Below are 23,146 nucleotides of genomic sequence, written 5' to 3'. Positions count from 1 at the left end.
CGATGACGGAGATCACACAAACGAATGTCGTTGAGCGCGACAAGCGACAGCTCACATCGCTATTCGAGATTATCGGCTCCGTCTTGGCGATGGTTTATGCATTGTCGATTGCGCTCAACGTAGGAGCAGAAATGCTTGGATTCTCGCTGCTGCTTGTGTCTTCAGGTCTGTTTGCAGGGTGGGCAATTTTAGATCGGCGTTGGGCTTTCCTTTTGCTCCAAGTCTTCTATGCAACGTCGGCAATTATTGGGTTGATCCGTTGGGCCTGACAACAATTCAGCGAAATCGTCCATATCAATAAGAAGGAAAGAAACTGTGAAACTGACGGACTTCAAGGTTCTGGCATTCGACGTTTATGGCACGCTGATAGACTGGGAAAGCGGGATGGTCACAGCTCTCAAACCATTGACTGACAAGATCACACAAGACCTGACACGTGACGACATCCTTGAAGCGCACGCCTATCATGAATCCACGACACAGCGCTGGACACCCAACAAAAAATACTCCGATCTCCTTGCTGTCGTTTACCGTCGTTTGGCTGAAGAATGGGGTGTCGAAGTGACTTGGGAAGAATGCCAAGCGTACGGCCTCTCGGTGCGCCAGTGGCCTGCATTTGACGATAGCCGTGACGCACTCGCCTATCTCAAACAACACTACAAACTGGTCGTCCTGACCAATACCGACAATGTAAGCTTTTCAGGGTCGAACGCGCGGCTCGGCGTCCATTTTGACGGCGTTTATACTGCAGAGGACGTGGGCAGCTACAAACCCAATGATCGCAACTTCGACTACATGCTGGAAACCCTTGCAAGGCAGGGCATCGCAAAAGAAGACATTCTGCACACCGCCGAAAGTATGTTCCATGACCATAGTCCGGCTAACAAACACGGGCTGAAAAATTGCTGGATTTACCGCCGCTATGAGAAAGAAGGGTTCGGAGCAACTATGAACCCGGGTGAGATGCCCAGCTACAATTTTTGTTTTAATAGCATGGCCGAACTGGCAGACGCACATAGGGCGGAGTTGTCCGGACAATAAGTCTGCACCGGACTGCGAAGCCGACATTCGCTGCTACTTGTTGAAGCTGTAAGTTTGGGCTCTTTCCGGCCGTTAGCTGCGTTTTCCACCAATGTCTGGTTCAGTGGAAAGCTCTGAGTTGTGTTGCGCTATAGGCTCGCCGTCATTGTGCAACGCAGCCTGCGTCTCGCCGTTGTCCCACTGATACAGCAGACCGATTTCTTCGCCAGTCTTGATACACGTAATGCGACCGATGGCTTCGGCCGTCGTGCGAACACTCTCAAGTTCGGGCAAAACTAGCCCCTCTCGTTAAACAATTCCTTCGGGGCAACATCGAGGGCAAGCGCAATCTGCTCCAGAATATCGATTGATGCTGAATTCTTGGCGAGTTCGATCTCGCTGATGTAGCTGCGGTCCACGTCCGCAGCCAAAGCTAGTTGTTCTTGGCTCATACCTTTGGAATTTCTTAGATTCCGGATGTTTAGCCCTACTTGTTCCCTCAATTTCATGGCCTGTATTCGGCCAGATCACAAGAACTGCTCTACGGACTATATTCCACAAAACGCGCGCGAACATCATAAACCCCATGCTCGCATATGGTGTGAAGGTTGAGGTTGGAGCTAGTGTATCAATAACACAGTAATGTAATCAAAAGGTACTGATTGATATGCGGTGCAAACTTATCAGGAATTGGACTGCCGGAGTAGCTTTGGCTCTTCTTTCAACCGTGGCCCCGCAGGCGGCAAAGGCCTATCAGGTCGATTGCGCCATTCTGCTTTGCCTGGCTGGTGGGTGGCCCGCGTCAGCAGAATGTGCCCACGCCCGTGCAGTGTTTATCCGCCGGATCACGCCCTGGCCGATTGAGCCGCCTTTGCAAATCTGGCGTTGCCCGATGGGTGTTTCTGAGCGTGCGCCTTTACAAAGTACGGCCCCGAAAATCTGGGAGGTCAGCAACCAGAATGGTCAGACACTCGGCCAAGTCATTCTGGCTCAGGTGGCTGAAGGCGGTGCCGACATCGACATCAGTGGTCTGGAATTCGATTTCGTGCGCACGATCCGTGTTTGGGATGTTCGGCACTACAGCCATCGCGAACGTGGCCGCGACGATGATTGTTCTGAGAGTTATAACATGCGCCTCGGGACCTACGGCACACAAGGCGAATTTGGCTGGCAACGCACGACCCCAGCGGCCGCACCGCAATGGGTTCTGCCGTCACGGCGCTGTTCGTCGTCAAGCTGGCGTCGCGGGGTCGGTGTCGAATGGGAAGATCACGAAGGCAACCATGGATATGAGTGGGTGGCCTACTAAGGCTATTCGCCGATGTCCTTCATACGTTCCGCGATATCGCCCGCAATGCGCTCATACAGGGCGGCTTGCTTATCTCTGGGAGTTCCGGGCTTCGGGTTCCTTCGGCGGATGCGTTTGGCAAGCCAGAAGAGCATCCGTGCCGCTGGATCCGACGTCGCATCAGGTTCTGCAGCTGGGTACTTCTCCTCAAGAGCGACGACGATTTCCTGAGACAGGCTGCGCCGGTTCAGTGTTGCATGCGTTTCCAGACGCTTCTTGAGCGCGGCGGGAAGCAAGAGTTTGAATTGGACCAAGGCTTCTTCTTTCATGATTCCATGATGGACAATATTTGTCCTCAATGATATGGACATTTTATGTCCTTTTGTTGAGGTGTAAATATGAAGACAACCCAATTCAAACTTAACCTTCCAGCGGACGTGAAAGCCTGGCTCGAAGAGGAAGCAGTGCGGAACTTGCGCTCACAGGGCGCTCAGGTGGTGTCTTGTTTGCGGGCAGCCATGTCGCGGCAAGAAGCCGTGGGTGAGAGGGCTGAAAAATGAGCCCAAGCCATATTCAGCTGATTCCAACCCCAGAGCTCGCGCTTCTCTTCGGCTACAACGAGCCGAGCGCGTCCTTCTATGACTTCTGCCGTAGGACGGGTATCGCTCCGGTGCCAGGGCGGCGCGGGTGGTATGACCCGAAACTCATTCGCGCGCGATTGGATGCTGTTCAGGGCATCAGCGTCACCGAACGCGAGGCCACTTCGCAACCGAGCCTCGTTGCACAGCGGAGAGCGCGCCGTGCCCAGAAGTAATCTTCCCAAGGGCGTCCACCGTGTCCGGCGCAAGGTTGTCTCCGGTGTTCGCTACCATTTCTATGCTTGGCGGGGCGGCACTAAATTTTGGGAAGGGACGGACCCAAACCCCAAAGAACCCGAATTCTTCCATGCGTTTTCGCAGTGCGGTAAGCCCCTGAGCCCGGCCGAATATCTGACGACTCACTTGGTCGACGATTTTCTGTCCAGCGCGTCCTTGCCCAAGGCTGAGCGTTCAAAGGCTGATATCCGCAAATGGTTGGAACTGTTTCGCGAAGAATTCGGTGCCGATCCTGTTGCGATGTTCGAAGAGCGCGCCTCGCGGGGCGAGGTTAACAATTGGCGCAAGAAGTGGCTTCACTCGCCCAAGCAGCACGATATGGCAGGCACCCACGCCACACGCCTTTTGAATTGGGCAGTGGAAGAGGGGAAGCTGAAAGAGCACCACTGCCACAAGCTCAAGAAACTCTACCAATCGAACCGCACAGAAATTATCTGGACGAGCGGCGATATCGCTCAGTTCAATAAGCACGCACCGAAATGGGTGCAGAGGATCCTGACCGCCGGATGCGAAACCGGTTTGCGAGCGGCCGATCTGGTTCAGGTCAAAATGGACCAATTCGAAGACACGCCGCACGGCAAGCGCCTTCGTTTCAGGACCAGTAAGCGCGGCCAGATCGCATATATCCCTGCCACATCGGCACTTGAGAAATTGATCGCAGAGACGCCGGAAGGCCAAGAGGTGTTGCTGGTGTCAGAGCTTGGCAGGCCTTTGACGGCCCGTTGGGCATCGAACCAGATCACCAAGTGGCGGCGCGAAGCTCAGATCCCCCCTTGGATCGACGGCAGGGAGAAGACTCTGTCTGATACACGCGGGACGGCGGCGACAAGATTGCTGAATGCCGATCTGTCTTTGCGCCAGATTGCGGTGCTGATGGGGTGGTCGGTTCGCTACGCGGCGCAGGTAATCGAGCATTATGCGCAGGTTAGCCCGGACGAAAGCGATGCGGTTTTGCGCAAGCTCAATCGAGCAAAATCACTGTCTCAAGACACAAAAATGTAAACGCCCCTGTAAACGCGGGGCCTCAAACACGGCAAGGAGTGATGTAAGTGATTGATTTTAAATGGAGGCGAGTACCGGAATCGAACCGGTGTACACGGATTTGCAATCCGCTGCGTCACCACTCCGCCAACTCGCCTTTTTAAGTAAAATCAATTACTTGCCGTGGTGTGAGAGGCGTTTTAACAGCTTTCGTCTGGGGCGTCCAGAGGATTGATTGCAATTTTGGCATCCGGCTTTGGAATTGCCGTCCCGCATAATGTGCAAACCGGGCATCATCGGCAAGATTCAGTGCATGAGCCGTTGCTGGCTGGCAAGGGATGTGGCACAAGCCAAACAATCAAGAGAGCAAGTGAGCGATCCAATGACAGACTTCGCAAAACGTCGCCAAACGATGGTCGATACTCAGGTCCGGCCTTCCGATGTCACCAAGTTCCCCATCATCGATGCGATGCTCAGCGTCAAACGCGAGAATTTTGTGCCGCACGCACAGCGCGAAGCCGCCTATGTCGAAGATCTGATCGATCTGGGCGACGGGCGGTACATGACCGAACCGCGGACGCTGGCCAAGATGCTGGATGTGCTCAACATTTCCAACAACGAGATGGTGATGGACATCGCTCCGGCGCTTGGGTACTCGACTGCGGTTGCCGCGCGCATGGCGCAACTGGTCGTCGCTGTCGAGGAAGAGGAAAGCCTGGCCGGCGAAGCGCAGACGCTTTTGATGGAAGCTGACGCCGACAATGCCATCGTGCATGTCGGCCCTCTGGAACAGGGGGCTGGTGAACATGGGCCGTATGACGTGATCATGGTGCAGGGTGGTGTCGAACAGGTTCCGCAGGACTTGCTGGCGCAACTCAAGGATCACGGTCGGATTGCCTGCCTGTTCATGGAGGGTGAACTGGGGGCGGTGCGCATCGGTTATAAATCCGGCGGACGTGTCACCTGGCGCCATGCGTTCAATGCCAGCGCGCCGGTTCTGAAGGCATTTTCGGCCGAAAGTGCATTTTCGCTATAGTCCGAAAGCAGATTATTTCGCTGCCTTGATTAGTTGAAAACAAAGGCGCAAACTGCCCAACGAGCAGTGTTATTTTGATTTGAGAGGACTTGGTTATGCGTGGTACGCCAACTGGTAGACTGGTCAGGGCAGCGGCCTTGACCACCGCCATTGCCTTGAGCGCAATACCCGGCCGCGCGGTCTGGGCCGATAATCTGACCGATGCGTTCATCGGCGCGTACAATACAAGCGGTTTGCTTGAGCAGAACAGGGCGTTGTTGCGTGCGGCGGACGAAGATGTCGCCATTGCGCTGTCAGCGCTGCGGCCGATCATCAACTGGGCCGTCCAGGTAAGCCAGGACTACACCCGTGCACGGACCAATAATGTGGTCACGACCAACGAACCTTCTCGGTTTTTCACAGGTCTGACGCTTAACCAACTCGTGTATGATGGCGGTGCATCGATCTTGGGGAAACAATCGGCTCAAGAAACTGTGCTGGCGACCCGACAGAGCCTGATTGATATCGAGCAGGGGGTTCTGAGCCGGGCGGCAAGTGCCTATCTGGATGTGTTGCTGCAGGAAGAGACTGTGGCCATTCGTCAGAACAACGTCGAGGTTTCGGCAGAGGAACTTCGCGCATCAAATGATCGCTTCGAGGTTGGTGAAGTCACCCGGACTGACGTGGCACTGTCCGAGGCTCAATTGGCTGGCTCACAGGCCGATCTGGCCGTTGCACGTGGCGATCTGGATATCGCGCAAGCTGAATATGTAAATGCGGTCGGTAATGCTCCCGGACGAACAGCCGGTCAGCCAAGTTTGCCCAGTCTGCCTCGCTCCGAAGCGGAAGCGATCAGCCTGGCGCAACGTAACCATCCAGCGATTCTGTCGGCGCAGCATCAGGTGCGAGCGCTGGATCTCATCGTGCAGCAACAGCGGGCAAACTTGGGTCCGAACGTTTCCCTGGATGCTGACGCGGGTGTTACAGAACGCTATGACAACAGCGATTACATCAACGATGCCAGTGTCTCGCTAACTTTCAGGCAGCCGATCTATGCCGGTGGCCGACTGGCAGCTAACGTCCGTCGGGCCATGGCGCAACGCGATGGGTCACGCGCCAATCTGCTGAATGTTCAAAAGAACATTACGCAAGGCGTAACGAACCAGTACGCGGCATTTCAGGCGGCCAGCGCAAGCTTGAGAGCATCGACCGAACGGGTTCGCGCGTCGCAGGTTGCTTTCGATGGTATCCGCGAAGAAGCGACCTTGGGGGCCCGGACAACGTTGGATGTTCTGAACGCTCAGCAGGATCTGCTGGATGCGCAACTCGCCGAAGTCAGATCGCGCACAGAGCGAACCCGCGCAGCCTATGATTTGTTGCAGGCCCAGGGCCTTCTGACCGCAGAACGCCTTGGTCTGGCCGTGCAGATTTATGATCCGACGCTGTACTATAACCTCGTCAAAAAGGCTCCGGCACAGGTCAGCAAGCAAAGCCGTGACCTGGATCGCGTCCTCAAAGCGTTGCGTCGTGACTGACGGGCAATACTATCGGTTGTGAGGTTCGAATTGTTTGGCTACACTTATCCGTAAGGATAGAGCGGTAGAGAACAATGACGGATAATGTCGTAAAAGCAGGGATCGAGGACGTCCTGTCCTCGGTCAAACGTCTGGTCAGCGAAGAAAGCCGCAAGGTTCCCGATCTGGCGTCCAAACGCAAGCCAAGCCGGCTGGTTCTGACCGATTCCCTACGGGTCGATGATCCCGTCAGGGTTGAAAGAAAGCAGGAAGCGCCGGAAGGTGTTCCCGGGTGCGAAACAGAACGCACCGCAAAGCCCCTGGTGCTGAGCGCCAGTGACATCATCAAAAACGGTGAGTGTGAGCCTGCCAATACATCAGTGTTGGAAGACGGGCCCAAAGCAGGGGCTGCGGACGATCTGGCGGGCAGTCTGAGCGCAAAGATCGAGGCACTGGAGGCCGCCATAGCCCGGACCGAGGACCAGTGGGAGCCTGACGGGAACAGCGATGACGCTTATTCGGGGACGCAGGTCAACCCACTGAGCTGGGATGGGGCAGGCGGGTTCGTGGCTGGATCCGAGCAACTTGACGACCAGATTGACGAAACTGAAGACGAAAGCTTCTCGGCGACATTTGTACGATCTTCGCAGGCGTCATATTCTGAACGGGCAGAGCCTGAAGCAGATGATCCAGACGATTTGGATGTTCCCACATTGGACGAGGATGCATTGCGGGAACTGGTGGCCGATGTCGTCCGTCAGGAATTGCAGGGTGTTCTTGGGGAACGTATCACGCGAAATCTGCGCAAACTGGTGCGGCGGGAGATCCATCGCGCATTGTCTGCTCAGAACCTCGAATAAACTGTTACTGGCGGGTCGGCGGCGCGGCCAGGGACAGCAACAGGTCCAGATCCATGTGCTGTTCCAGATGATCCGCCAGATCATCCAGCGTCTGTTCCACACCGTCATCGTAGCTGAGGTCTGAATTCACACCAAACTGCGCCAGATAGCTGGCGCGGAACGTGTCTGACGAAAAGATGCCGTGCAGATAGCTGCCACGGATACGGCCATTTCGACTGGCAGCGCCTTCCGGGCGGCCGTCAATCTCCAGCCAGGCATGGTCGCAATCGGCCCCGTCGGTGCGTCCCATATGTATCTCGTAGCCGGTGACGGTCTCTCCGCCCGTCAGTGCCTTTGCAGTGCGCAGTCTGACGTGCTTGTCCCCGGCCATGACGGTTGCGACGTCCAGCAGGCCCAAACCGTCGACTTTGCCCGGACGACCATCGACGCCGTCCGGGTCAGAAATGGTTTTGCCCAGCATCTGATAGCCGCCGCACAGGCCCAGAACATGGCCGCCGCGACGGACATGCGCCATAAGGTCCACATCCCAACCCTGTGCCCGGAAATAGGCCAGGTCGCCGATGGTGGACTTGCTGCCGGGCAGCAACACAAGATCGGCATCACCGGGCAGGGCCCGCCCGGCGGGGACGATCTCGACCGTCACGCCGGGTTCGGCCGACAATGGATCGAGATCGTCAAAATTCGCCATGCGCTCCAGTTGCGGGACAACTACCTTGCACGCCCCGCCACCATGAGAGCGGATGTCCATCATGTCTTCAGCAGGCAGTTTCCAGGCGTCGTGAAACCACGGAACCACGCCCAGACAGGGCCAGCCGGTCCGGGCGGCAATGTCATCGCGCCCTTCATCGAACAGTGAAACATCGCCCTTGAACCGGTTGACGGCGAACCCTTTGATCATTGCAAGATCGCGATCTTCCAGAACGGCCTGCGTTCCGACGATCTGGGCGATCACGCCACCGCGATGGATGTCGCCGACCAGCACCACCGGCACCCCTGTTGCGCAGGCAAACCCCATGTTGGCAATGTCGCCCTTTCTCAGATTGGTTTCGGCCGGGCTGCCCGCACCTTCGATAAGCACCAGATCGGCGTCGCTGCATAACCGGTCAAAGCTTTGCAGCGCGGCGCCCAGCAGTTTGGATTTATCCTTGCGATAGTCGCCAGCCTTCATCGTTCCCGCGCGTTTGCCCTGCACGATAATTTGCGCCCCGGTATCCGTTTCCGGCTTCAGCAGGATCGGGTTCATATCCGTATGCGTCGGTCGCCTCGCAGCCATGGCCTGCAACGCCTGAGCGCGCCCGATCTCGCCGCCGTTCTCGGTCACGGCCGCATTGTTTGACATGTTCTGCGGCTTGAATGGAGCAACCTTCAGCCCGCGCTTTGTGAAGGCCCGCGCCAGACCGGCGACCAGAACCGACTTGCCAACATTACTGCCGGTTCCCTGAATCATGATGGCGCGAACCATGGGCGTCTCCTATACGTTGAGGCGCAGATGACCTGATTTGAGGCCAAAGGGAAAGCCCGGATGAACACGCCCGCGCATCTTTTGATCGGTGCGGCCGCAGTTGCGCGACCACCCCGGGGCCGAACCTTGTCGGCGGCTTTGCTGGGGTCTCTGCTGCCGGATTTGTCGCTCTATCTTATGGCTGGCGTGTCGCTGTTTGTTCTGGGCATTCCTGAACAGGTGGTTTTCGGCCAACTCTACTACTCGAAATCATGGCAAACGGTCTTTGCCATCGACAATTCCTTTTTTCTGTGGGCGGCGATGTTGCTGATCGGTATCTGGCGCGGTTGGCGCTTACTGATCGTAGCCACCCTGGCCGCGCTATTACATGTGACGATGGATTTCCTGCTGCACGCAGGGGATGGTCGCCCGCACCTCTGGCCCCTGACCGACTGGGTGTTTGATAGCCCGGTCAGCTATTGGGACAGCACGCATCACGCCCTATGGGTCGCGCCTGTCTCCGTCGCGGTCTGTGCAGGTTCATACCTGCTGTTGTGGCAAAGAGGTTTGTCGGTTTCAGCCAAGCTGTTCTTTGCGGCAATGCTGGCAGCCGAGATCTGGGTCGCGCGCCAGTGGCTTTTGTTCTTCTGAAGCGTTCAAAAGAAAAACGCGCCCGTAGTTGGGGGCGCGTTTTTTCACCGGAAGACGCCGTTGATCAGGCGGCTTCAGCTTGCTGTGCGGCGTTGCGACGCTCGCTTTCTTCACGCGACAGCGCGACCGAAGTGCGTACGCCACGGCCAACGAACTCCATCAGTCCGCTGACGACCCGCTCGTTGGGGTCGATACCCGCGCAGGAAAGCACCTCGCGACCATCGCGCGAACGGGCCCAGCGGGCGATTTGTTCCGGGCCGTTGCCGTATTTCTTGTCATCGGCAATTGCATCGTCCAAAGCAGCCAAAACGACGGCTGCAAAAAGTTTGCGAGCACGATTGCCTTGCTCGTTGTTAAAGGCAGTGCCGTCAACGAAATCTCTCATCTCGTCAATCCTTGTTGTTCTTGCTCTTGCATTTTCGGCGTGGCGGCTCTTATGACCTATTAGGTGCGATTCGGATACACTTAAAATGCATAGTTGCGTTGCGTCATGTGCATGGCTTGCTGCAAGTGCAGCACTAGGTGTCGTTGTCTTGTCAGGTGTGGTCACGCCAGATATAGGGACGGGAACTGACGCATCAACCGTTTGTGAAGGATTTATGTAATGCCCAAGATAAATGGGAACGAAATTCGCCCCGGCAATGTGCTTGAGCATAACGAAGGGCTATGGGCCGCGGTCAAAGTTGACCACGTAAAGCCCGGTAAAGGTGGTGCTTTTGCCCAAGTCGAACTGCGTAACCTGCGCAACGGCTCGAAGTTGAACGAGCGATTCCGCTCGGCGGACAAGGTCGAACGCGTCCGCCTCGAGCAGAAAGATCAGCAGTTCCTGTACGAATCCGATGGCATGCTGGTGTTCATGGATTCCGAAACCTATGAGCAGATCGAACTGCCTGCCGATCTGCTGGGCGAGCGCCGCCCGTTTCTGCAGGACGGCATGACAATTGTTGTCGAATTTTATGAAAGCGAAGCATTGAACGCCACGCTGCCGCAAAAAGTGACCTGCAAAATTGTCGAGACCGAGCCGGTCGTCAAAGGCCAGACCGCCGCGAATTCGTTCAAGCCGGCCATTCTGGACAACGGTGTCAAGGTCATGGTGCCGCCCTTCATCGGGCAGGACGAAATGATCGTCGTGAACACCGAAACCATGGAATATTCCGAGCGCGCATAACGCGCCCCTTGTTCGAAAAGTGAAAAACCGCGCGGTTCCGTGCCGCGCGGTTTTTCTTACCTACTTCTTTCGATCTGCCGATAGCGCTCGGGGTGTGGGCCGAAAAGCTCGAGCATGAGTTCGTATTTTATGCGGTTTGCGCTGACCTGCCGGTAGAACGCGATCAGGAACGCGGTGGGGCCCTGAATTCGGCCAAGCCCGCTCGTGGCTGCGACGACCGTCCCGACATCCGTTTTGCCGTTCAGCACCAGATAGCCGCCCAGCATCAGCACGCCGACAGTTCCGGCCCCATTGATTACGCTAAGCAGAAACTTGGCGGACAGCTTCCAGAGGAACATTTTTCGCCGGGTCTCATAAATATCATCGAACAAGGCGTCGACCTCTTTCGAGACTGCGTCGATCTCCTCGATGGTCAGCTTGTCGGTTGCGCCCCGCAGGATATGAACACGCTCGGCGACCAAGACGTTCACCTTACGCTGCGAGATCAGCACGATGATGATTTGCGGGACGATCATCGAAAAGGCGATCATGCCCAGACCCGGTTGGGTCGAAGAGATATAGCCGATCACGCTGATCAGGGTTCCGATCTGAACCACGGGGTCTGAAAATGCGCCGCCCGCAAACTTACCCAATTCTTCGGCTTCGGCCGAAATGGCGGTGGTCATGGTTCCCTTGCGAACAGCCTCGCCTGACGCCTTTACATCCGAGGCCCGCACCAGCAATCGCTGGCGGATCATGCGGATCATGTCCTCGCCCAGTGTTCCGGCGCGAAACCCCAAAAGCCATTTCAGCGCGAGGCTGAGCAGAATGACGGACATCATTCCCGTGCCCAGATAAATCAGCTTTTCCGTCGTGACATCGTCCGAGGTGAGGTGGTTGATGATATCGCGCTGAAATTCCAGCGGAACGGCCGCCAGACCTGCGATTGCAATGGACAAAACGATTAGGAAGATCTGCCGCCCGGCGCTGGCACGCCAGATCGCTCTGTATAGCTGAAACATTGAAGCATCCGGTTTGCTGAACTCAAACCAGTGTGACAGCGCGGGTGGCCATGTTCAAAGGGCAGGGCAGAGTTCCTGGGCGCAGTCGTGCCGCTTTGGCAACATGTTAAGGGGCCAATGTAACCTTCGCGTCTTCGGCTGTCATGTCGTCCCCGACGCGGTCCAGGCGCAGGTAGGCGATCCCAAGGCCATTGGACTGGGTGAAAAGGGTCCCGGCAGGTTTTCCGCCCGAGGTAATCGGGGTTCCGACCGCCGCAATGCCATCAACGCTCACCCCGCGCAGACCCTTGCGCAGTTCGGTCTTGTGCTTCATGCGGGCCGTGACTTCCTGCCCAACATAGCAGCCTTTCTTGAAATCCACGCCGTTCAGCGCTTCGAACCCGGCTTCAAGGATAAAGGTGTCGGGTGTCAGTTCGACCCCGGTTTCCGGAATGCAGCGCCGTACCCTTATCGCGTCCCAGTCGGTGCCATCATCGCCGTCCGCCGCCGATGTATAGGCACGCCAGCCCAGTTCGGGATGGCGCGGGTCGGGCAGGGCGCCTTCGGGTGCAGGCCCGGTTCCGCGTTGTACGTTCAAATCACTGTTTTCGATGGTCACATCGGCGCGCAGTTTGTACATGCCCAGCCGTTTGGCCACCCCGTCCGCCAATTCTTCGGCAACGTCCAGCAAAATGGCATCCCCGTCCCGTTTAAGAAAGAAATCGGCCAGGTATTTGCCCTGCGGCGTCAGCAATGCAGCGTAGACGAGGCCGTGGGCCAGCTTGTTGACGTCATTCGTGACCAGCCCCTGCAAAAAGCTGTCAGTGTCCTTACCGGAAAGGCGCAGAATGCGGCGATTGGGCATGGGGTGGTCCTCGTCATTTCCTTGGGCTCCGTGATATAGGAGTTTCCGTGACCATGACCAGAGGTTAACGGACGTGCCCGCGCCAATCAGCATCGTGATCCCGACCCTGAACGCCTCTGGCTCGTTGCCCGGAACCTTGCAATCGCTGATGGAAGGGGTGCAGGTGGGTCTTATCCGCGAGTTAGTGATTACCGATGGAGGGTCAACGGATGAGACATTGGTCATCGCGGAGGAGGCCGGGGCCAGGATCGTAGAAGGCCCGCCTTCGCGCGGTGGACAATTGCGGCGCGGATGCCAAACGGCTTCGGCTGAGTGGTTGATGGTTTTGCACGCGGACACTGCCCTGCAAAGTGGGTGGAGCGACGCGGTGGCCTCACATCTGGAAACCGGTGCACCGGCAGCGTTTCTATTGCAGTTTCAGGCCAGGGGGATTGCCCCCCGATGGGTCGCCGGCTGGGCCAATCTGCGCAGCCGCCTGTTTGGCTTACCCTATGGCGATCAGGGGTTGCTGGTGCCGCGCAAAACCTATCTTGCTGCTGGCGGCTACAAGGAGCAGCCTTTGATGGAGGATGTCGCGCTGGTCCGGGCGCTGCCGCGCGTGCGCATCCTGCCCGTGCGTGCCGTTACGAGCGCGGAGCGCTATGAGCGTTTGGGCTGGCTGCGTCGGGGAGGGCGGAACCTGTGGCTGGTGTTTCGCTATTTTCTGGGGGCCGATCCGGAACAACTGGCACAGCAGTATCGGCGTTGAATGCGGTGCGCAGTTCGACCAGCGATTTGCCCAGCCGGAACGGAGCGGCGAAACTGACCAGGCACAGAGCGACGATCTGCAGAACCAGAATATGCGCGTTGGCCTGCAGGTATTCCCATTCATCCTTCAGCTTGCCGACCTGTTCGATCAGGTCATCATAGCTTTGCGCCAGAATAAGATAGTCCCCTGCGATTGCAGGCACTTTGCGACGCATGTTGTCGATTGCGGTCTGGGTTTTTTCATCCAACGAGGTGAAGACAAGAAACTGGTCGATGTTGAAAGCGTCGGCCGTGGCGGCCATGTGGCGCATTTCGTCCATGTCGTCCTTGGCCCCGGTTCCGAACAGAAAATGCAGACCTTGTAGCGGCGCAACCTCGTTCGTGACGGCTATGAACAGCGGCAGGTCGGCATTGCTGGCGGTTGAAGCCGACAGGAACTCGACCTTGTCGCACAAAACTGCTGTATCCGGGTCATAGGCCGGGTCGCAGAACCGCAACCGGAACCGCGCCGCATCGCGATCAAATGCCAGCGTTGCTGCATAGGCCACGTCGATCTGCCGGTCCAGCCGCGAACTGTCCGAGGTATAAAGGCCCGCCAGCACCGCCACCAGCGCGCCGATGCCGCCCAGCACGACCCAGACCAAGTCGGCAAGTTTCCAGGCCCGGTGCCCGGCCGGCTTGCGAAACAAAAATGCCGTTCCGACCGAACCCACCAGAAAGAAGAGGATCAGCAGTGGCAGCTGGTTTTCTGTAATGAACGTCATGGGTTCAAAGTGTACGGACTGCCGTCCGGCTGGCAACAGTGTTCACGGGCAGTTGTACCGATTGGGATGGGTCGCCATTCGGCAGATGTTAAGACCCTGAACTCTGCCCGAATTTCCGAAAGAGTTTCGTGCGGTCGAAGGCCTGTTCCAGCTCGTCGGTCCGCGCTTTCACCGAATCCCACAGACGTTCCTGTACTTCGGCAATGGCGCACTCCATCAAAACCAGAATGGCGGCCATCGAGTCCCAAGCTGACGGTACCGAAATGCGTGCGCTGAACGTGTGCTTGGCCAGCCTGTGAATAGGTGAGCGCCATTGGTCAGTGAACAGCACAATTTCCGCCTCACGCTCATGGCAGAGCTGCCCGATCAGCAAGGTCGAGTTTTCATACCGCCGGACATCCAGGGCGATCAGAACATCCCCTTTGCGCACGTCCAGCAGGTCATGTGTCCATGAGGCGGCTACAGGCAACAATCTGACATCCGGCCGGATCATTTGCAGGTGCAGGTAGAGATACTGCGCCAGAGTGCCGGTTATTCTTCCTCCAGTCAGGAAAATGCGCCGGTCCGGGTCGCACAGCAACCTGCAGAAACTGTCAAATTCCGCCGGATCCACTTCGTCGATCGTGCGTTTCTGGTTTTCCAGCGTTCGCCCGGAGTAGCGATTCAGGATGTGTTCCTCGGGCAGATCGTTCTGCCAGAGATCGCGCTTGGCCTCGGGGCCCGAGATCATCTCTTTAACCTCGTGGCGCAGCGCCGCCTGAAACTGCGGGTAGCCGTCAAACCCAGTTTTCTGCAACATGCGCGCGACTGTCGTGGTGGAAACCCCCGCCGTGCTGGCCAGTTCTGTTATGCTGCCCAAACCGGCCATCGGATAGTCATCCAGCAACACGCTGACCAGTTGCCTTTCGGATGGGGTCAGCTTGTCCCGGTGTGTCAGCAGCCTGTCCGTTACCCGCACGGTTGGACCCTCCTGTTTGATGACGTCAACTGTGATGTGAATATTTTTTCACTGCAATCAAGGTTGGAGAAATTTGTACAGGAAAAATATTGACAGGTGAATGTCCGATGTGGAATTTTTTCCACACGCCCAATCTGGGGCGCTTTCTGGAATCACGGGATTGCACATTGGACTACGGACCGGTCGTTCATATCGAAGCGAAAAACGATGCTCCCGCCGTGGTTGTGGTGTGCGAGCATGCGTCGAACCGTGTTCCCGAAGCGCTGGGATATCTGGGGTTGCCCGCTACGGCACTGGAAAGCCACATCGCGTGGGATCCGGGGGCGTTGGCGGTAGCCCGGCTGATCGCGGCGGACCTGTCTGCGGTATTGGTTCATGGAGGGGTGTCCCGGCTTGTCTATGATTGCAACCGCCCACCCGAAGCGATCGGGGCAATGGTGGTGAAAAGCGAAGATATCCGAATCCCTGCCAACGCCGATCTGACCCCGCAGCAGCGGCAGGACAGAATCGACAGTGTTTACAGGCCCTTTTGCACCGGCTTGTCCGATCAGATTCAATCGCATCGCAAGACATTGCGGCTGATGGTGACGGTCCACAGTTTCACGCCGGTCTATCATGGCAAGCCCCGATCGGTAGAGCTGGGGTTGCTGCATGGCGAAGATGACCGGTTTGCCCTGGCGATGATGGCGTCTGCACCTGTTGATCTGAAGTTTGAAACCCGCCTGAACGAGCCATACTCGGCCGCGGACGGCGTAGCGCATACGCTGGATGCGCAGGCGAAGCCCAATGGGCTTTTGAATGTGATGATCGAGATCCGGAATGATCTGATCCGAACGGAAGATCAGCAAAAGGCGATGGCGGCGTGTCTTGTGCCATGGATCAGCCGCACGTTGAACGATTTCGGGGAAAGGACGGAAATGTGATCCGGGCGATGGAGATATATGTGCGGGTCATCGACGCGGTCAATCACAGGGTTGGCCGCGTGATGATGTGGGGGCTGTTCGCCATGATGGCGATCCTGCTGTGGTCTTCAATCTCGAAAACCTTTTTTGTTCCGTCGCTCTGGACACTGGAAATGGCACAGTTCGCGATGGTTGCCTACTACATGCTTGGCGGGCCGTACTCGATCCAGATGGGGTCGAATGTGCGGATGGATCTGCTGTACGGAGAATGGTCCCATCGGCGCAAGGCGTGGACTGACGCATTTACCGTCATGTTCCTTATTGTCTATCTGATCATCCTGTTGTGGGGCGGCTGGGACAGCCTGATGTACTCGTTCCAATACGGAGGAGAGCGCAGCGCAACCATCTGGCGGCCGTATCTGTGGCCGGTCAAACTGATCATGGTAGTCGGCATCTTCCTGATGCTTTTGCAGGCCATTTCCGAGTTCTTCAAAGACATCCTGCGCCTTTGCGGCCACGACATCCCCCGAGAGGTAATCTGATGTCCTACGAGATGATTGCCTTGCTGATGTTCGCATCAATGATGTTGATGCTGCTGACAGGTCAGCGGGTGTTTGGTGCGATCGGCTTTGTCGCGGTGGTGTCGGCCTTGTTCCTGTGGGGGGATCGCGGCGGTTATGATCTTGGGTTCGCGGCTGCGATCAAGGTTATGAAGTGGTATCCGCTGCTGACGCTGCCGATGTTCATTTTTATGGGATACATCCTGTCCGAAAGCCGGATCGCGGATGATCTGTACAAGATGTTCCATGTCTGGATGGGCGGACTGTCGGGCGGGCTGGCGGTCGGAACCATCGGGCTGATGGTGCTGATTTCGGCGATGAACGGGCTGTCCGTAGCGGGCATGGCCATCGGGGCCACGATTGCTCTGCCGGAACTGCTGCGGCGGAACTACGACAAACGCATGGTCACCGGGGTGATCCAGGCAGGGTCATCATTAGGAATTCTGGTGCCGCCATCTGTGGTTCTGGTTCTCTATGCCATGATCGCCCGTCAGCCGGTTGGTCAGCTTTGGCTGGCCGGGGTTCTTCCTGGCCTGATGATGGCCGCCATGTTCATCATCTATATCATCATCCGGTGCCGGATCACCCCGTCGCTGGGCCCGGTTCTGCCAGCCGAAGAACGCGATATCCCACTGAGAGAGAAGCTGCGCCTTCTGCAGGCCGGATTACTGCCGGTCGGGATTTTCATGGTGATGATGGTCCCCTTCGTGAACGGCTGGACTTCGCTGGTTGAATCTTCGGCCATTGGTGCGATCACGGCGCTGCTGGCAGCAGCGCTGAAAGGGCGCCTGACCCGCGAAGTGTTTGAAAACTCGATGCGGCATACGCTGGGAATATCCTGCATGTTCATGTGGATCATTCTGGCGGCATTGGCATTTGGTGCCGTGTTCGACGGGCTGGGCGCGGTCAAGGCCATCGAAAGCCTGTTCACCGAAAAGCTGGGACTGTCCCCTTGGATGATCCTTGTCCTGATGCAGCTCAGCTTTATCCTGATGGGCACGTTTCTGGACGACACCGCGATGCTGGTGATCGTGGCCCCGCTATATGTGCCGCTGGTCGGAGAACTGGGCTTTGACCTGATCTGGTACGGCGTTCTCTACACCATCACCACGCAGATCGCGTATATGACGCCGCCGTTTGGCTATAACCTGTTCCTGATGCGGGCGATGGCCCCGCCCGAAATTTCGTTGCGCGACATCTACGGCTCGATCATTCCTTTTGTTCTGGTGATGGCCTGCGCCTTGGCCACGATCATCATCTTCCCAGAAATCGCGCTTTGGCTGCCGAATTATGTCTATGGAAAATAAGTCAGAAGACCCCGCAAAGGGGCGAAACTCAGTTCGACTAAACAGAGGAGAAGGATAATGACAACAAGACGCAGATTTCTAAGGTCGGCGGGGCTGGCCGGGGCGGCCACTCTGGCAAGCCCTGCAATCGTCAAAGCACAGTCGGCCATCAAGTGGCGGTTCCAGACCTACGCCGGCAGCGCATTGGGCGAGCACGTGACCAAGCCTGCCATCGACTACATCAACGCCAACGCAAATGGCGAACTTGAGATCGAGCTGTATTTTGCCGATCAGATCGTTCCCACCGGCGAACTGTTCCAGGCGCTGCAGCGCGGTACCATCGACGGGGTGCATTCAGACGACGACTCGATGGCGTCGCCGACGCCGCTGCGCCAGTTCGGCGGCTACTTCCCCTTTGCGACCAAACATATCCTTGATGTGCCCGTGCTGTTCAATCAGTACGGTCTGGCCGATATCTGGCAGTCAGAATACGAAAAGGTCGGTGTGGCGTGGTTGTCTGCTGCGGGTCAGGACCCGTGCAACTTCAACACCAAGAAGGAAATCAAGACGCTCGGCGATCTGGACGGGCTGAAGCTGTACACCTTCCCGACGGCGGGTCGCTTCCTGGCCAAGTTTGGCGTCGTGCCGGTGAACATTCCTTACGAGGATGCCGAAGTGGCGGTTCAGACCGGAGAGCTGGACGGTATGGCATGGTCGGGCATCACCGAAGATTACACCGTGGGCTGGGCCGATGTGACCGACTACTTCCTGACCAACAACATCTCGGGTGCCTGGATCGGTTCGTGGTTCGCAAATCAGGAACGCTGGGCCGAACTGCCCGATCACCTGAAATCGGTTGTCATGGCCGGGATCGAGGCGGGCCACACCTATCGCAACCAGTGGTACTGGGGTGGCGAAGCGGCGTTGCGTGCCAACGGCGACAAGCTGGAACTGCGGCAAGTTCCGGCCTCGGAATGGAAAGAGGTTGAAAACGCAGCTATCGAATTCTGGGATGAGGTCGCGCAGGAAGGCGAGATTCACCAGAAGATTGTTGGCATCTTCCGCGAGTACAACTCGGTCATCAACCAGGCCGGTGCTCCCTATACCTTCGATTGATACCAAACTCGGGGGCACCGCGTTTGGTGCCCCCGTCAGCAGCTAGAGGTTTGTTTCATGACCGCAACTTTGACATTCGAAACCCTGAAATCCCAGGTCGCATCCGGTGACATTGATACAGTCTTGGTTTGTTTTGTTGACATGCAGGGCCGTTTGATGGGGAAGCGGTTTCATGGGGGTCATTTTGTTGCGGGTGCGTGGGAAGAGACGCATTGCTGCAACTATCTGCTGGCAACGGACCTCGAGATGGGGACGCCGGACGGGTATGCCTCGACCAGCTGGGAGCGGGGATACGGCGACTACGTCATGAAGCCGGATCTGGACACGCTGCGGCCGGTGCCGTGGCTTGAGGGGACGGTGATGGTGATGTGTGATGTGCTGGATCATCACACGCATGAAGAGGTGCCGCATGCGCCGCGTTCGATCCTGAAGAAGCAGGTGAACCGCCTGAAGGCGATGGGCTATGAGGCGATGTGCGCCACCGAGCTGGAGTTTTTCCTGTTCGAAAAGAGCTTTGATGCGATCCGCAAGGAGGGGTTCCGCGATCTGCAACCGATCTCGGGCTATAACGAGGATTATCACATCCTGCAGACCACCAAGGAAGAGCATGTGATGCGGCCGATCCGCAACCATCTTTGGAATGCCGGCATTCCGGTCGAAAACTCGAAGGGTGAGGCCGAGACCGGGCAAGAAGAGCTGAACATCAAATACGCGCCGGCGATGGATACGGCTGAATATCACTCGATTGCCAAGAACGCGGTGAAAGAGATCGCCTGGCAGCATGGCCATGCGGCGACGTTTCTGCCGAAATGGCATCACGACAAGGTGGGCAGTTCGTCCCACGTGCACCAGTCGCTTTGGGCCGATGGCAAGCCTGCCTTCTATGACGCGGAAGATGAGCTGGGCATGTCGGCGCTGATGAAAAGCTACATGGCCGGTCTGCTGAAATACGCTGCCGATTACACATACTTCATGGCGCCTTACATCAACAGCTACAAGCGGTTCATGAAGGGCACCTTTGCGCCGACGCGGATCATCTGGTCGGTTGACAACCGCACCGCCGGGTTCCGCCTGTGCGGGGATGGCACCAAGGCGGTTCGGGTGGAGTGCCGGATCCCTGGGTCGGACATGAACCCCTATCTGGCGATGGCCGGAATGTTGGCGGCCGGGATTGCGGGTATCGAAGAGGGGCTGGAGCTACAACCGCCTGCAAGGGGCGATGTCTATCAGGGCGACACGGGCATGATCCCCGGCACTTTGAAGGATGCGCGCAACGCGCTGCATGGCTCGGCGATGTTGCGCGGAGCTATGGGGGATGATGTGGTGGATCACTATACCCGCGCGGCCGAGGTCGAGATTGAGGAATTCGAGCGCGTGGTGACGGATTGGGAAGTGGCCCGGGGCTTCGAGCGGGCGTAGGCTAGGGGAGAGCGGGCGCTGCGCGCCCGGGTGCCTTCGGCGAGAGTATTTGGAAAAAGATGAAGCAGGGCGCGCCCTGCGAACAGTCAAGAGGTTGGGATGGCCCAGACACTGAAGTGTATCTCTCCGGTCGATGGATCGGTTTTTGCCGAGCGGGAAGTGCTGTCGCGCGAAGCTGCGTTTGAGCTGGCCGCAAAGGCCCGCGCGGCGCAGGCGGGCTGGGCGGCGCGGCCGTTGCAGGAGCGGATTGATCTTGTAATGGCGGGCGTAGCCGCCGTTGGCGCGATGAATGACGAGATCGTGCCGGAATTGGCCCATATGATGGGTCGCCCGGTGCGCTATGGCGGTGAGTTCGGCGGCTTCAATGAGCGCGCCAGTTACATGGCCGAGATTGCCGCAACCTCTCTGGCCGATATCGCGGTGGGCGAGGATGAGACGTTCAGGCGCTATATCAAGCGCATCCCGCACGGGGTCGTGTTTGTGGTGGCGCCGTGGAACTACCCCTACATGACCGCAATCAACACGGTGGCACCGGCGCTGATCGCGGGCAACACTGTGATCCTGAAACATGCCACGCAGACCCTGCTGGTGGGGGAGCGTATGGCGCAGGCCTTCCATTCGGCAGGTGTGCCCGAGGATGTGTTCCAGAATGTTTTTCTGAGCCATGACGTGACCAATGATCTGATCGCTGGCAATGCGTTCGACTTCGTGAACTTCACCGGCTCGGTCGGGGGCGGTCGGGCGATGGAACGCGCGGCGGCAGGGACATTCACCGGTGTCGGCACGGAACTGGGCGGCAAGGATCCGGGCTATGTCATGGAGGATGCCGATCTGGACGCGGCAGTTGATACGCTGATCGACGGGGCGATGTTCAATTCGGGCCAGTGCTGCTGCGGGATTGAGCGGATTTACGTCCATGATAGCCTGTATGATGACTTCGTTGCCAAGGCGGTTGAGGTTGTGAAAGGTTATAAGCTGGGCAACCCGCTGGATACCGGGACGACAATTGGTCCGATGGCGAATGTGCGCTTTGCCGACGAGGTGCGGGCGCAGATTGCCGAGGCGGTTGCGGCTGGCGCGGTGGCCCATATCGACACCTTCCCTGAGGATGATGGCGGTGCTTATCTGACGCCGCAGATTCTTACAGGCGTCACCCATGACATGCGGGTGATGCGGGACGAAAGCTTTGGCCCCGTCGTTGGCATAATGAAAGTGTCCTCGGACGAAGAAGCCATCGCGCTGATGAATGACAGCGAATTTGGCCTGACCGCGTCGCTCTGGACCCGCGATGTGGACCGCGCCGCGCGGGTCGGGGACCGGATCGAGACCGGCACCGTGTTCATGAACCGGGCCGACTATCTGGACCCGGGCCTGTGCTGGACCGGCTGCAAGAATACCGGTCGTGGCGGCGGACTGTCCGTGATCGGCTATCACAACCTGACCCGTCCAAAGTCGTATCACCTGAAAAAGGTGACTGGCTGAGGATACCCGCTCGTCCCGTTCTCCCCCTCTGCGGGACGGGCCCGAACATTGAGAGAAAACAGGACATGAACCTTCAAGGAAACTGGTCTTATCCGACCGCGGTCAAATTCGGCGCAGGCCGAATCCGGGAACTGCCCGAGGCCTGCGCAGCCGCCGGGATGAAACGCCCGCTGCTGGTCACCGACAAGGGGCTGGCCGATCTGCCGATCACCAAGGCAACGCTGGATATCATGGAGGCCGCCGGTCTGGGGCGCGGCCTGTTCAACGACGTGGACCCGAACCCGAATGAGAAGAACCTTGAGGCCGGTGTCGCGGCCTATAAAGCGGGTGGCCATGACGGGGTGATCGCGTTTGGCGGCGGCTCGGGTCTGGATCTGGGCAAGATGGTGGCCTTCATGGCGGGTCAGACGCGGCCAGTCTGGGATTTTGAAGACATTGGCGACTGGTGGACCCGCGCCGACGCAGATGCCATCGCGCCGATCATCGCCGTGCCGACGACCGCGGGCACCGGATCGGAGGTGGGTCGCGCCAGCGTCATCACCAACTCCGAAACCCATGCCAAGAAGATCATCTTTCACCCGAAAGTGCTGCCAACGGTCGTGCTCTGTGACCCGGAGCTGACCGTGGGCATGCCCAGGTTCATCACCGCAGGCACCGGGCTGGATGCCTTTGCCCATTGTGTCGAGGCCTATTCCAGCCCGCACTACCATCCGATGAGCCAGGGCATCGCTTTGGAAGGGATGCGCCTGGTCAAGGATTACCTGCCGCGCGCCTATGCCGATGGCACCGACATCGAGGCCCGCGCCCAGATGATGAGCGCCGCCGCCATGGGCGCCACCGCCTTCCAGAAGGGCCTGGGCGCGATCCACGCCATGAGCCACCCCGTCGGCGCGCACTTCAACACCCACCACGGCACCACCAACGCGGTCTGCATGCCCGCCGTGCTGGACTTCAACGCCCCGGCCATCGCCGACCGGTTCGCGTTGGCCGCGGCTTACCTGGGCATCGATGGCGGCTTTGACGGCTTCCGTGCCTTTGTGCAGGACTTCAACGACAGCCTCGGCATCCCGCGCAAGCTCTCCGAACTGGGCGTCACCGAAGCCGCTATCCCAGACCTCGTCCAGGGCGCCCTCATCGACCCCTCCTGCGGCGGAAACCCAGTCGAACTTACCCAAGAGAACCTCACAAACCTCTTCAACACCGCGTTGTGATCCACCTCTCTTTGTGACAATAGGACACCGGCCCGTTTTGCGG

25 protein-coding genes and 1 tRNA gene are annotated in these 23,146 nt (G+C 57.9%); 17 read left to right on the top strand and 9 right to left on the bottom strand.

Annotated features, from left to right (window positions below; all coding sequences use genetic code 11):
- The first annotated feature begins 2 nt into the window (after positions 1 to 2).
- Together ACR0J2_RS04855 and ACR0J2_RS04850 are read left to right on the top strand one after the other, a co-directional pair.
- Positions 3 to 269, top strand: a complete 267-nt coding sequence (locus ACR0J2_RS04855; RefSeq protein WP_480811815.1) for a hypothetical protein — start codon at positions 3 to 5, stop codon at positions 267 to 269.
- 46 nt (positions 270 to 315) lie between these two features.
- The gene (locus tag ACR0J2_RS04850) at positions 316 to 1,041 is read left to right on the top strand and encodes a haloacid dehalogenase type II (protein ID WP_480811814.1); all 726 of its coding nucleotides are present in this window, start codon (positions 316 to 318) and stop codon (positions 1,039 to 1,041) included.
- 72 nt (positions 1,042 to 1,113) lie between these two features.
- On the opposite strand, the gene ACR0J2_RS04845 is transcribed toward ACR0J2_RS04850, so the two are convergent.
- Entirely contained in the window at positions 1,114 to 1,314 is a 201-nt protein-coding gene (locus tag ACR0J2_RS04845; RefSeq protein WP_480811813.1) for a hypothetical protein, read from the bottom strand.
- Between the two features lie 2 nt (positions 1,315 to 1,316).
- On the bottom strand, positions 1,317 to 1,529 hold the full coding sequence (locus ACR0J2_RS04840; protein WP_035920163.1) for a helix-turn-helix domain-containing protein: 213 nt from the start codon (positions 1,527 to 1,529) through the stop codon (positions 1,317 to 1,319).
- A gap of 158 nt (positions 1,530 to 1,687) precedes the next feature.
- Here ACR0J2_RS04840 and ACR0J2_RS04835 point away from each other — a divergent pair, with 158 nt between their 5' ends.
- Entirely contained in the window at positions 1,688 to 2,329 is a 642-nt protein-coding gene (locus ACR0J2_RS04835) for a hypothetical protein (RefSeq protein ID WP_480811812.1), read from the top strand.
- Between the two features lie 2 nt (positions 2,330 to 2,331).
- Here ACR0J2_RS04835 and ACR0J2_RS04830 read toward each other — a convergent pair whose 3' ends face one another.
- A complete protein-coding gene (locus ACR0J2_RS04830; protein ID WP_050673817.1) occupies positions 2,332 to 2,637 on the bottom strand; it encodes a hypothetical protein in 306 nt (101 codons plus the stop codon).
- A gap of 471 nt (positions 2,638 to 3,108) precedes the next feature.
- On the opposite strand from ACR0J2_RS04830, the gene ACR0J2_RS04825 reads away from it, so the two are divergent.
- On the top strand, positions 3,109 to 4,185 hold the full coding sequence (locus ACR0J2_RS04825; protein WP_480811811.1) for a tyrosine-type recombinase/integrase: 1,077 nt from the start codon (positions 3,109 to 3,111) through the stop codon (positions 4,183 to 4,185).
- A gap of 62 nt (positions 4,186 to 4,247) precedes the next feature.
- Here the strand turns inward: ACR0J2_RS04825 and ACR0J2_RS04820 are convergent.
- Positions 4,248 to 4,321 (bottom strand) — tRNA-Cys (locus tag ACR0J2_RS04820).
- 225 nt (positions 4,322 to 4,546) lie between these two features.
- On the opposite strand from ACR0J2_RS04820, the gene ACR0J2_RS04815 reads away from it, so the two are divergent.
- The 3 genes from ACR0J2_RS04815 to ACR0J2_RS04805 all read left to right on the top strand — a co-directional run bounded on the left by ACR0J2_RS04815 (position 4,547) and on the right by ACR0J2_RS04805 (position 7,553).
- Positions 4,547 to 5,200, top strand: a complete 654-nt coding sequence (locus ACR0J2_RS04815) for a protein-L-isoaspartate O-methyltransferase family protein (protein ID WP_480811810.1) — start codon at positions 4,547 to 4,549, stop codon at positions 5,198 to 5,200.
- Positions 5,201 to 5,295: 95 nt separating this feature from the next.
- Positions 5,296 to 6,714 (top strand): TolC family outer membrane protein, encoded by a 1,419-nt coding sequence (locus ACR0J2_RS04810; RefSeq protein WP_170610077.1) that lies wholly within the window; start codon positions 5,296 to 5,298, stop codon positions 6,712 to 6,714.
- Between the two features lie 74 nt (positions 6,715 to 6,788).
- A complete protein-coding gene (locus tag ACR0J2_RS04805; protein ID WP_480811809.1) occupies positions 6,789 to 7,553 on the top strand; it encodes a hypothetical protein in 765 nt (254 codons plus the stop codon).
- Positions 7,554 to 7,557: 4 nt separating this feature from the next.
- On the opposite strand, the gene ACR0J2_RS04800 is transcribed toward ACR0J2_RS04805, so the two are convergent.
- Positions 7,558 to 9,015 (bottom strand): cobyric acid synthase, encoded by a 1,458-nt coding sequence (locus tag ACR0J2_RS04800; RefSeq protein ID WP_480811808.1) that lies wholly within the window; start codon positions 9,013 to 9,015, stop codon positions 7,558 to 7,560.
- A gap of 60 nt (positions 9,016 to 9,075) precedes the next feature.
- Between ACR0J2_RS04800 and ACR0J2_RS04795 the strand changes: the two genes are divergently transcribed.
- Positions 9,076 to 9,645 carry a cobalamin biosynthesis protein CobQ gene (locus tag ACR0J2_RS04795; protein WP_480811807.1) on the top strand — a complete coding sequence of 190 codons (570 nt, stop codon included), beginning with the start codon at positions 9,076 to 9,078 and terminating at the stop codon, positions 9,643 to 9,645.
- Positions 9,646 to 9,709: 64 nt separating this feature from the next.
- On the opposite strand, the gene ACR0J2_RS04790 is transcribed toward ACR0J2_RS04795, so the two are convergent.
- Complete coding sequence (locus tag ACR0J2_RS04790) at positions 9,710 to 10,030, bottom strand: DUF6280 family protein (protein WP_037310273.1); 321 nt, start codon at positions 10,028 to 10,030, stop codon at positions 9,710 to 9,712.
- A gap of 219 nt (positions 10,031 to 10,249) precedes the next feature.
- Between ACR0J2_RS04790 and efp the strand changes: the two genes are divergently transcribed.
- The gene (gene efp / locus ACR0J2_RS04785) at positions 10,250 to 10,813 is read left to right on the top strand and encodes an elongation factor P (protein ID WP_480811806.1); all 564 of its coding nucleotides are present in this window, start codon (positions 10,250 to 10,252) and stop codon (positions 10,811 to 10,813) included.
- A 56-nt stretch (positions 10,814 to 10,869) separates the two neighbouring features.
- Here the strand turns inward: efp and ACR0J2_RS04780 are convergent, their stop codons facing one another.
- Positions 10,870 to 11,814 (bottom strand): ABC transporter transmembrane domain-containing protein, encoded by a 945-nt coding sequence (locus ACR0J2_RS04780; protein WP_480811805.1) that lies wholly within the window; start codon positions 11,812 to 11,814, stop codon positions 10,870 to 10,872.
- A 106-nt stretch (positions 11,815 to 11,920) separates the two neighbouring features.
- A complete protein-coding gene (ygfZ, locus tag ACR0J2_RS04775) occupies positions 11,921 to 12,658 on the bottom strand; it encodes a CAF17-like 4Fe-4S cluster assembly/insertion protein YgfZ (RefSeq protein ID WP_170816618.1) in 738 nt (245 codons plus the stop codon).
- Positions 12,659 to 12,731: 73 nt separating this feature from the next.
- Here ygfZ and ACR0J2_RS04770 point away from each other — a divergent pair, with 73 nt between their 5' ends.
- Positions 12,732 to 13,406 (top strand): TIGR04283 family arsenosugar biosynthesis glycosyltransferase, encoded by a 675-nt coding sequence (locus ACR0J2_RS04770; RefSeq protein ID WP_480811804.1) that lies wholly within the window; start codon positions 12,732 to 12,734, stop codon positions 13,404 to 13,406.
- Positions 13,407 to 14,257: 851 nt separating this feature from the next.
- Here ACR0J2_RS04770 and ACR0J2_RS04765 read toward each other — a convergent pair.
- Positions 14,258 to 15,127: a MurR/RpiR family transcriptional regulator gene (locus ACR0J2_RS04765; protein WP_170816616.1), complete on the bottom strand. Its 870-nt coding sequence runs from the start codon at positions 15,125 to 15,127 to the stop codon at positions 14,258 to 14,260.
- A 107-nt stretch (positions 15,128 to 15,234) separates the two neighbouring features.
- On the opposite strand from ACR0J2_RS04765, the gene ACR0J2_RS04760 reads away from it, so the two are divergent.
- The 7 genes from ACR0J2_RS04760 to ACR0J2_RS04730 all read left to right on the top strand — a co-directional run bounded on the left by ACR0J2_RS04760 (position 15,235) and on the right by ACR0J2_RS04730 (position 23,103).
- Positions 15,235 to 16,050 carry an N-formylglutamate amidohydrolase gene (locus ACR0J2_RS04760; protein WP_480811803.1) on the top strand — a complete coding sequence of 272 codons (816 nt, stop codon included), beginning with the start codon at positions 15,235 to 15,237 and terminating at the stop codon, positions 16,048 to 16,050.
- Complete coding sequence (locus ACR0J2_RS04755) at positions 16,047 to 16,571, top strand: TRAP transporter small permease subunit (protein WP_321252206.1); 525 nt, start codon at positions 16,047 to 16,049, stop codon at positions 16,569 to 16,571. The genes ACR0J2_RS04760 and ACR0J2_RS04755 overlap by 4 nt, the downstream gene beginning before the upstream one ends.
- A complete protein-coding gene (locus tag ACR0J2_RS04750; protein ID WP_480811802.1) occupies positions 16,571 to 17,896 on the top strand; it encodes a TRAP transporter large permease in 1,326 nt (441 codons plus the stop codon). Before ACR0J2_RS04755 ends, ACR0J2_RS04750 begins: the two co-directional genes overlap by 1 nt.
- A gap of 57 nt (positions 17,897 to 17,953) precedes the next feature.
- Positions 17,954 to 18,991, top strand: a complete 1,038-nt coding sequence (locus ACR0J2_RS04745) for a TRAP transporter substrate-binding protein (RefSeq protein WP_480811801.1) — start codon at positions 17,954 to 17,956, stop codon at positions 18,989 to 18,991.
- Positions 18,992 to 19,048: 57 nt separating this feature from the next.
- Complete coding sequence (locus ACR0J2_RS04740) at positions 19,049 to 20,410, top strand: glutamine synthetase family protein (RefSeq protein WP_480811800.1); 1,362 nt, start codon at positions 19,049 to 19,051, stop codon at positions 20,408 to 20,410.
- A 99-nt stretch (positions 20,411 to 20,509) separates the two neighbouring features.
- Positions 20,510 to 21,892, top strand: coding sequence for an aldehyde dehydrogenase family protein (locus ACR0J2_RS04735; protein WP_170676289.1), 1,383 nt, complete (start codon positions 20,510 to 20,512; stop codon positions 21,890 to 21,892).
- A gap of 65 nt (positions 21,893 to 21,957) precedes the next feature.
- Positions 21,958 to 23,103 carry an iron-containing alcohol dehydrogenase gene (locus ACR0J2_RS04730; protein WP_480811799.1) on the top strand — a complete coding sequence of 382 codons (1,146 nt, stop codon included), beginning with the start codon at positions 21,958 to 21,960 and terminating at the stop codon, positions 23,101 to 23,103.
- Positions 23,104 to 23,146 lie beyond the last annotated feature (43 nt).

This window comes from Ruegeria sp. CG4 (genome assembly GCF_056537185.1).
This window is presented reverse-complemented; position numbering and strand designations above follow the sequence as displayed.

What these genes read in the sequence shown, in the direction of transcription:
- ygfZ (WP_170816618.1), bottom strand. Translation starts at nt 12,658, where the DNA reads ATGCCCAATCGCCGCATTCTGCGCCTTTCCGGTAAGGACACTGACAGC.
- ACR0J2_RS04800 (WP_480811808.1), bottom strand. Translation starts at nt 9,015, where the DNA reads ATGGTTCGCGCCATCATGATTCAGGGAACCGGCAGTAATGTTGGCAAG.
- ACR0J2_RS04840 (WP_035920163.1), bottom strand. Translation starts at nt 1,529, where the DNA reads ATGAAATTGAGGGAACAAGTAGGGCTAAACATCCGGAATCTAAGAAAT.
- ACR0J2_RS04740 (WP_480811800.1), top strand. Translation starts at nt 19,049, where the DNA reads ATGACCGCAACTTTGACATTCGAAACCCTGAAATCCCAGGTCGCATCC.
- ACR0J2_RS04795 (WP_480811807.1), top strand. Translation starts at nt 9,076, where the DNA reads ATGAACACGCCCGCGCATCTTTTGATCGGTGCGGCCGCAGTTGCGCGA.
- ACR0J2_RS04790 (WP_037310273.1), bottom strand. Translation starts at nt 10,030, where the DNA reads ATGAGAGATTTCGTTGACGGCACTGCCTTTAACAACGAGCAAGGCAAT.
- ACR0J2_RS04830 (WP_050673817.1), bottom strand. Translation starts at nt 2,637, where the DNA reads ATGAAAGAAGAAGCCTTGGTCCAATTCAAACTCTTGCTTCCCGCCGCG.
- ACR0J2_RS04760 (WP_480811803.1), top strand. Translation starts at nt 15,235, where the DNA reads ATGTGGAATTTTTTCCACACGCCCAATCTGGGGCGCTTTCTGGAATCA.
- ACR0J2_RS04780 (WP_480811805.1), bottom strand. Translation starts at nt 11,814, where the DNA reads ATGTTTCAGCTATACAGAGCGATCTGGCGTGCCAGCGCCGGGCGGCAG.
- ACR0J2_RS04750 (WP_480811802.1), top strand. Translation starts at nt 16,571, where the DNA reads ATGTCCTACGAGATGATTGCCTTGCTGATGTTCGCATCAATGATGTTG.
- ACR0J2_RS04805 (WP_480811809.1), top strand. Translation starts at nt 6,789, where the DNA reads ATGACGGATAATGTCGTAAAAGCAGGGATCGAGGACGTCCTGTCCTCG.
- ACR0J2_RS04835 (WP_480811812.1), top strand. Translation starts at nt 1,688, where the DNA reads ATGCGGTGCAAACTTATCAGGAATTGGACTGCCGGAGTAGCTTTGGCT.
- ACR0J2_RS04810 (WP_170610077.1), top strand. Translation starts at nt 5,296, where the DNA reads ATGCGTGGTACGCCAACTGGTAGACTGGTCAGGGCAGCGGCCTTGACC.
- ACR0J2_RS04815 (WP_480811810.1), top strand. Translation starts at nt 4,547, where the DNA reads ATGACAGACTTCGCAAAACGTCGCCAAACGATGGTCGATACTCAGGTC.
- efp (WP_480811806.1), top strand. Translation starts at nt 10,250, where the DNA reads ATGCCCAAGATAAATGGGAACGAAATTCGCCCCGGCAATGTGCTTGAG.
- ACR0J2_RS04745 (WP_480811801.1), top strand. Translation starts at nt 17,954, where the DNA reads ATGACAACAAGACGCAGATTTCTAAGGTCGGCGGGGCTGGCCGGGGCG.
- ACR0J2_RS04735 (WP_170676289.1), top strand. Translation starts at nt 20,510, where the DNA reads ATGGCCCAGACACTGAAGTGTATCTCTCCGGTCGATGGATCGGTTTTT.
- ACR0J2_RS04855 (WP_480811815.1), top strand. Translation starts at nt 3, where the DNA reads ATGACGGAGATCACACAAACGAATGTCGTTGAGCGCGACAAGCGACAG.
- ACR0J2_RS04730 (WP_480811799.1), top strand. Translation starts at nt 21,958, where the DNA reads ATGAACCTTCAAGGAAACTGGTCTTATCCGACCGCGGTCAAATTCGGC.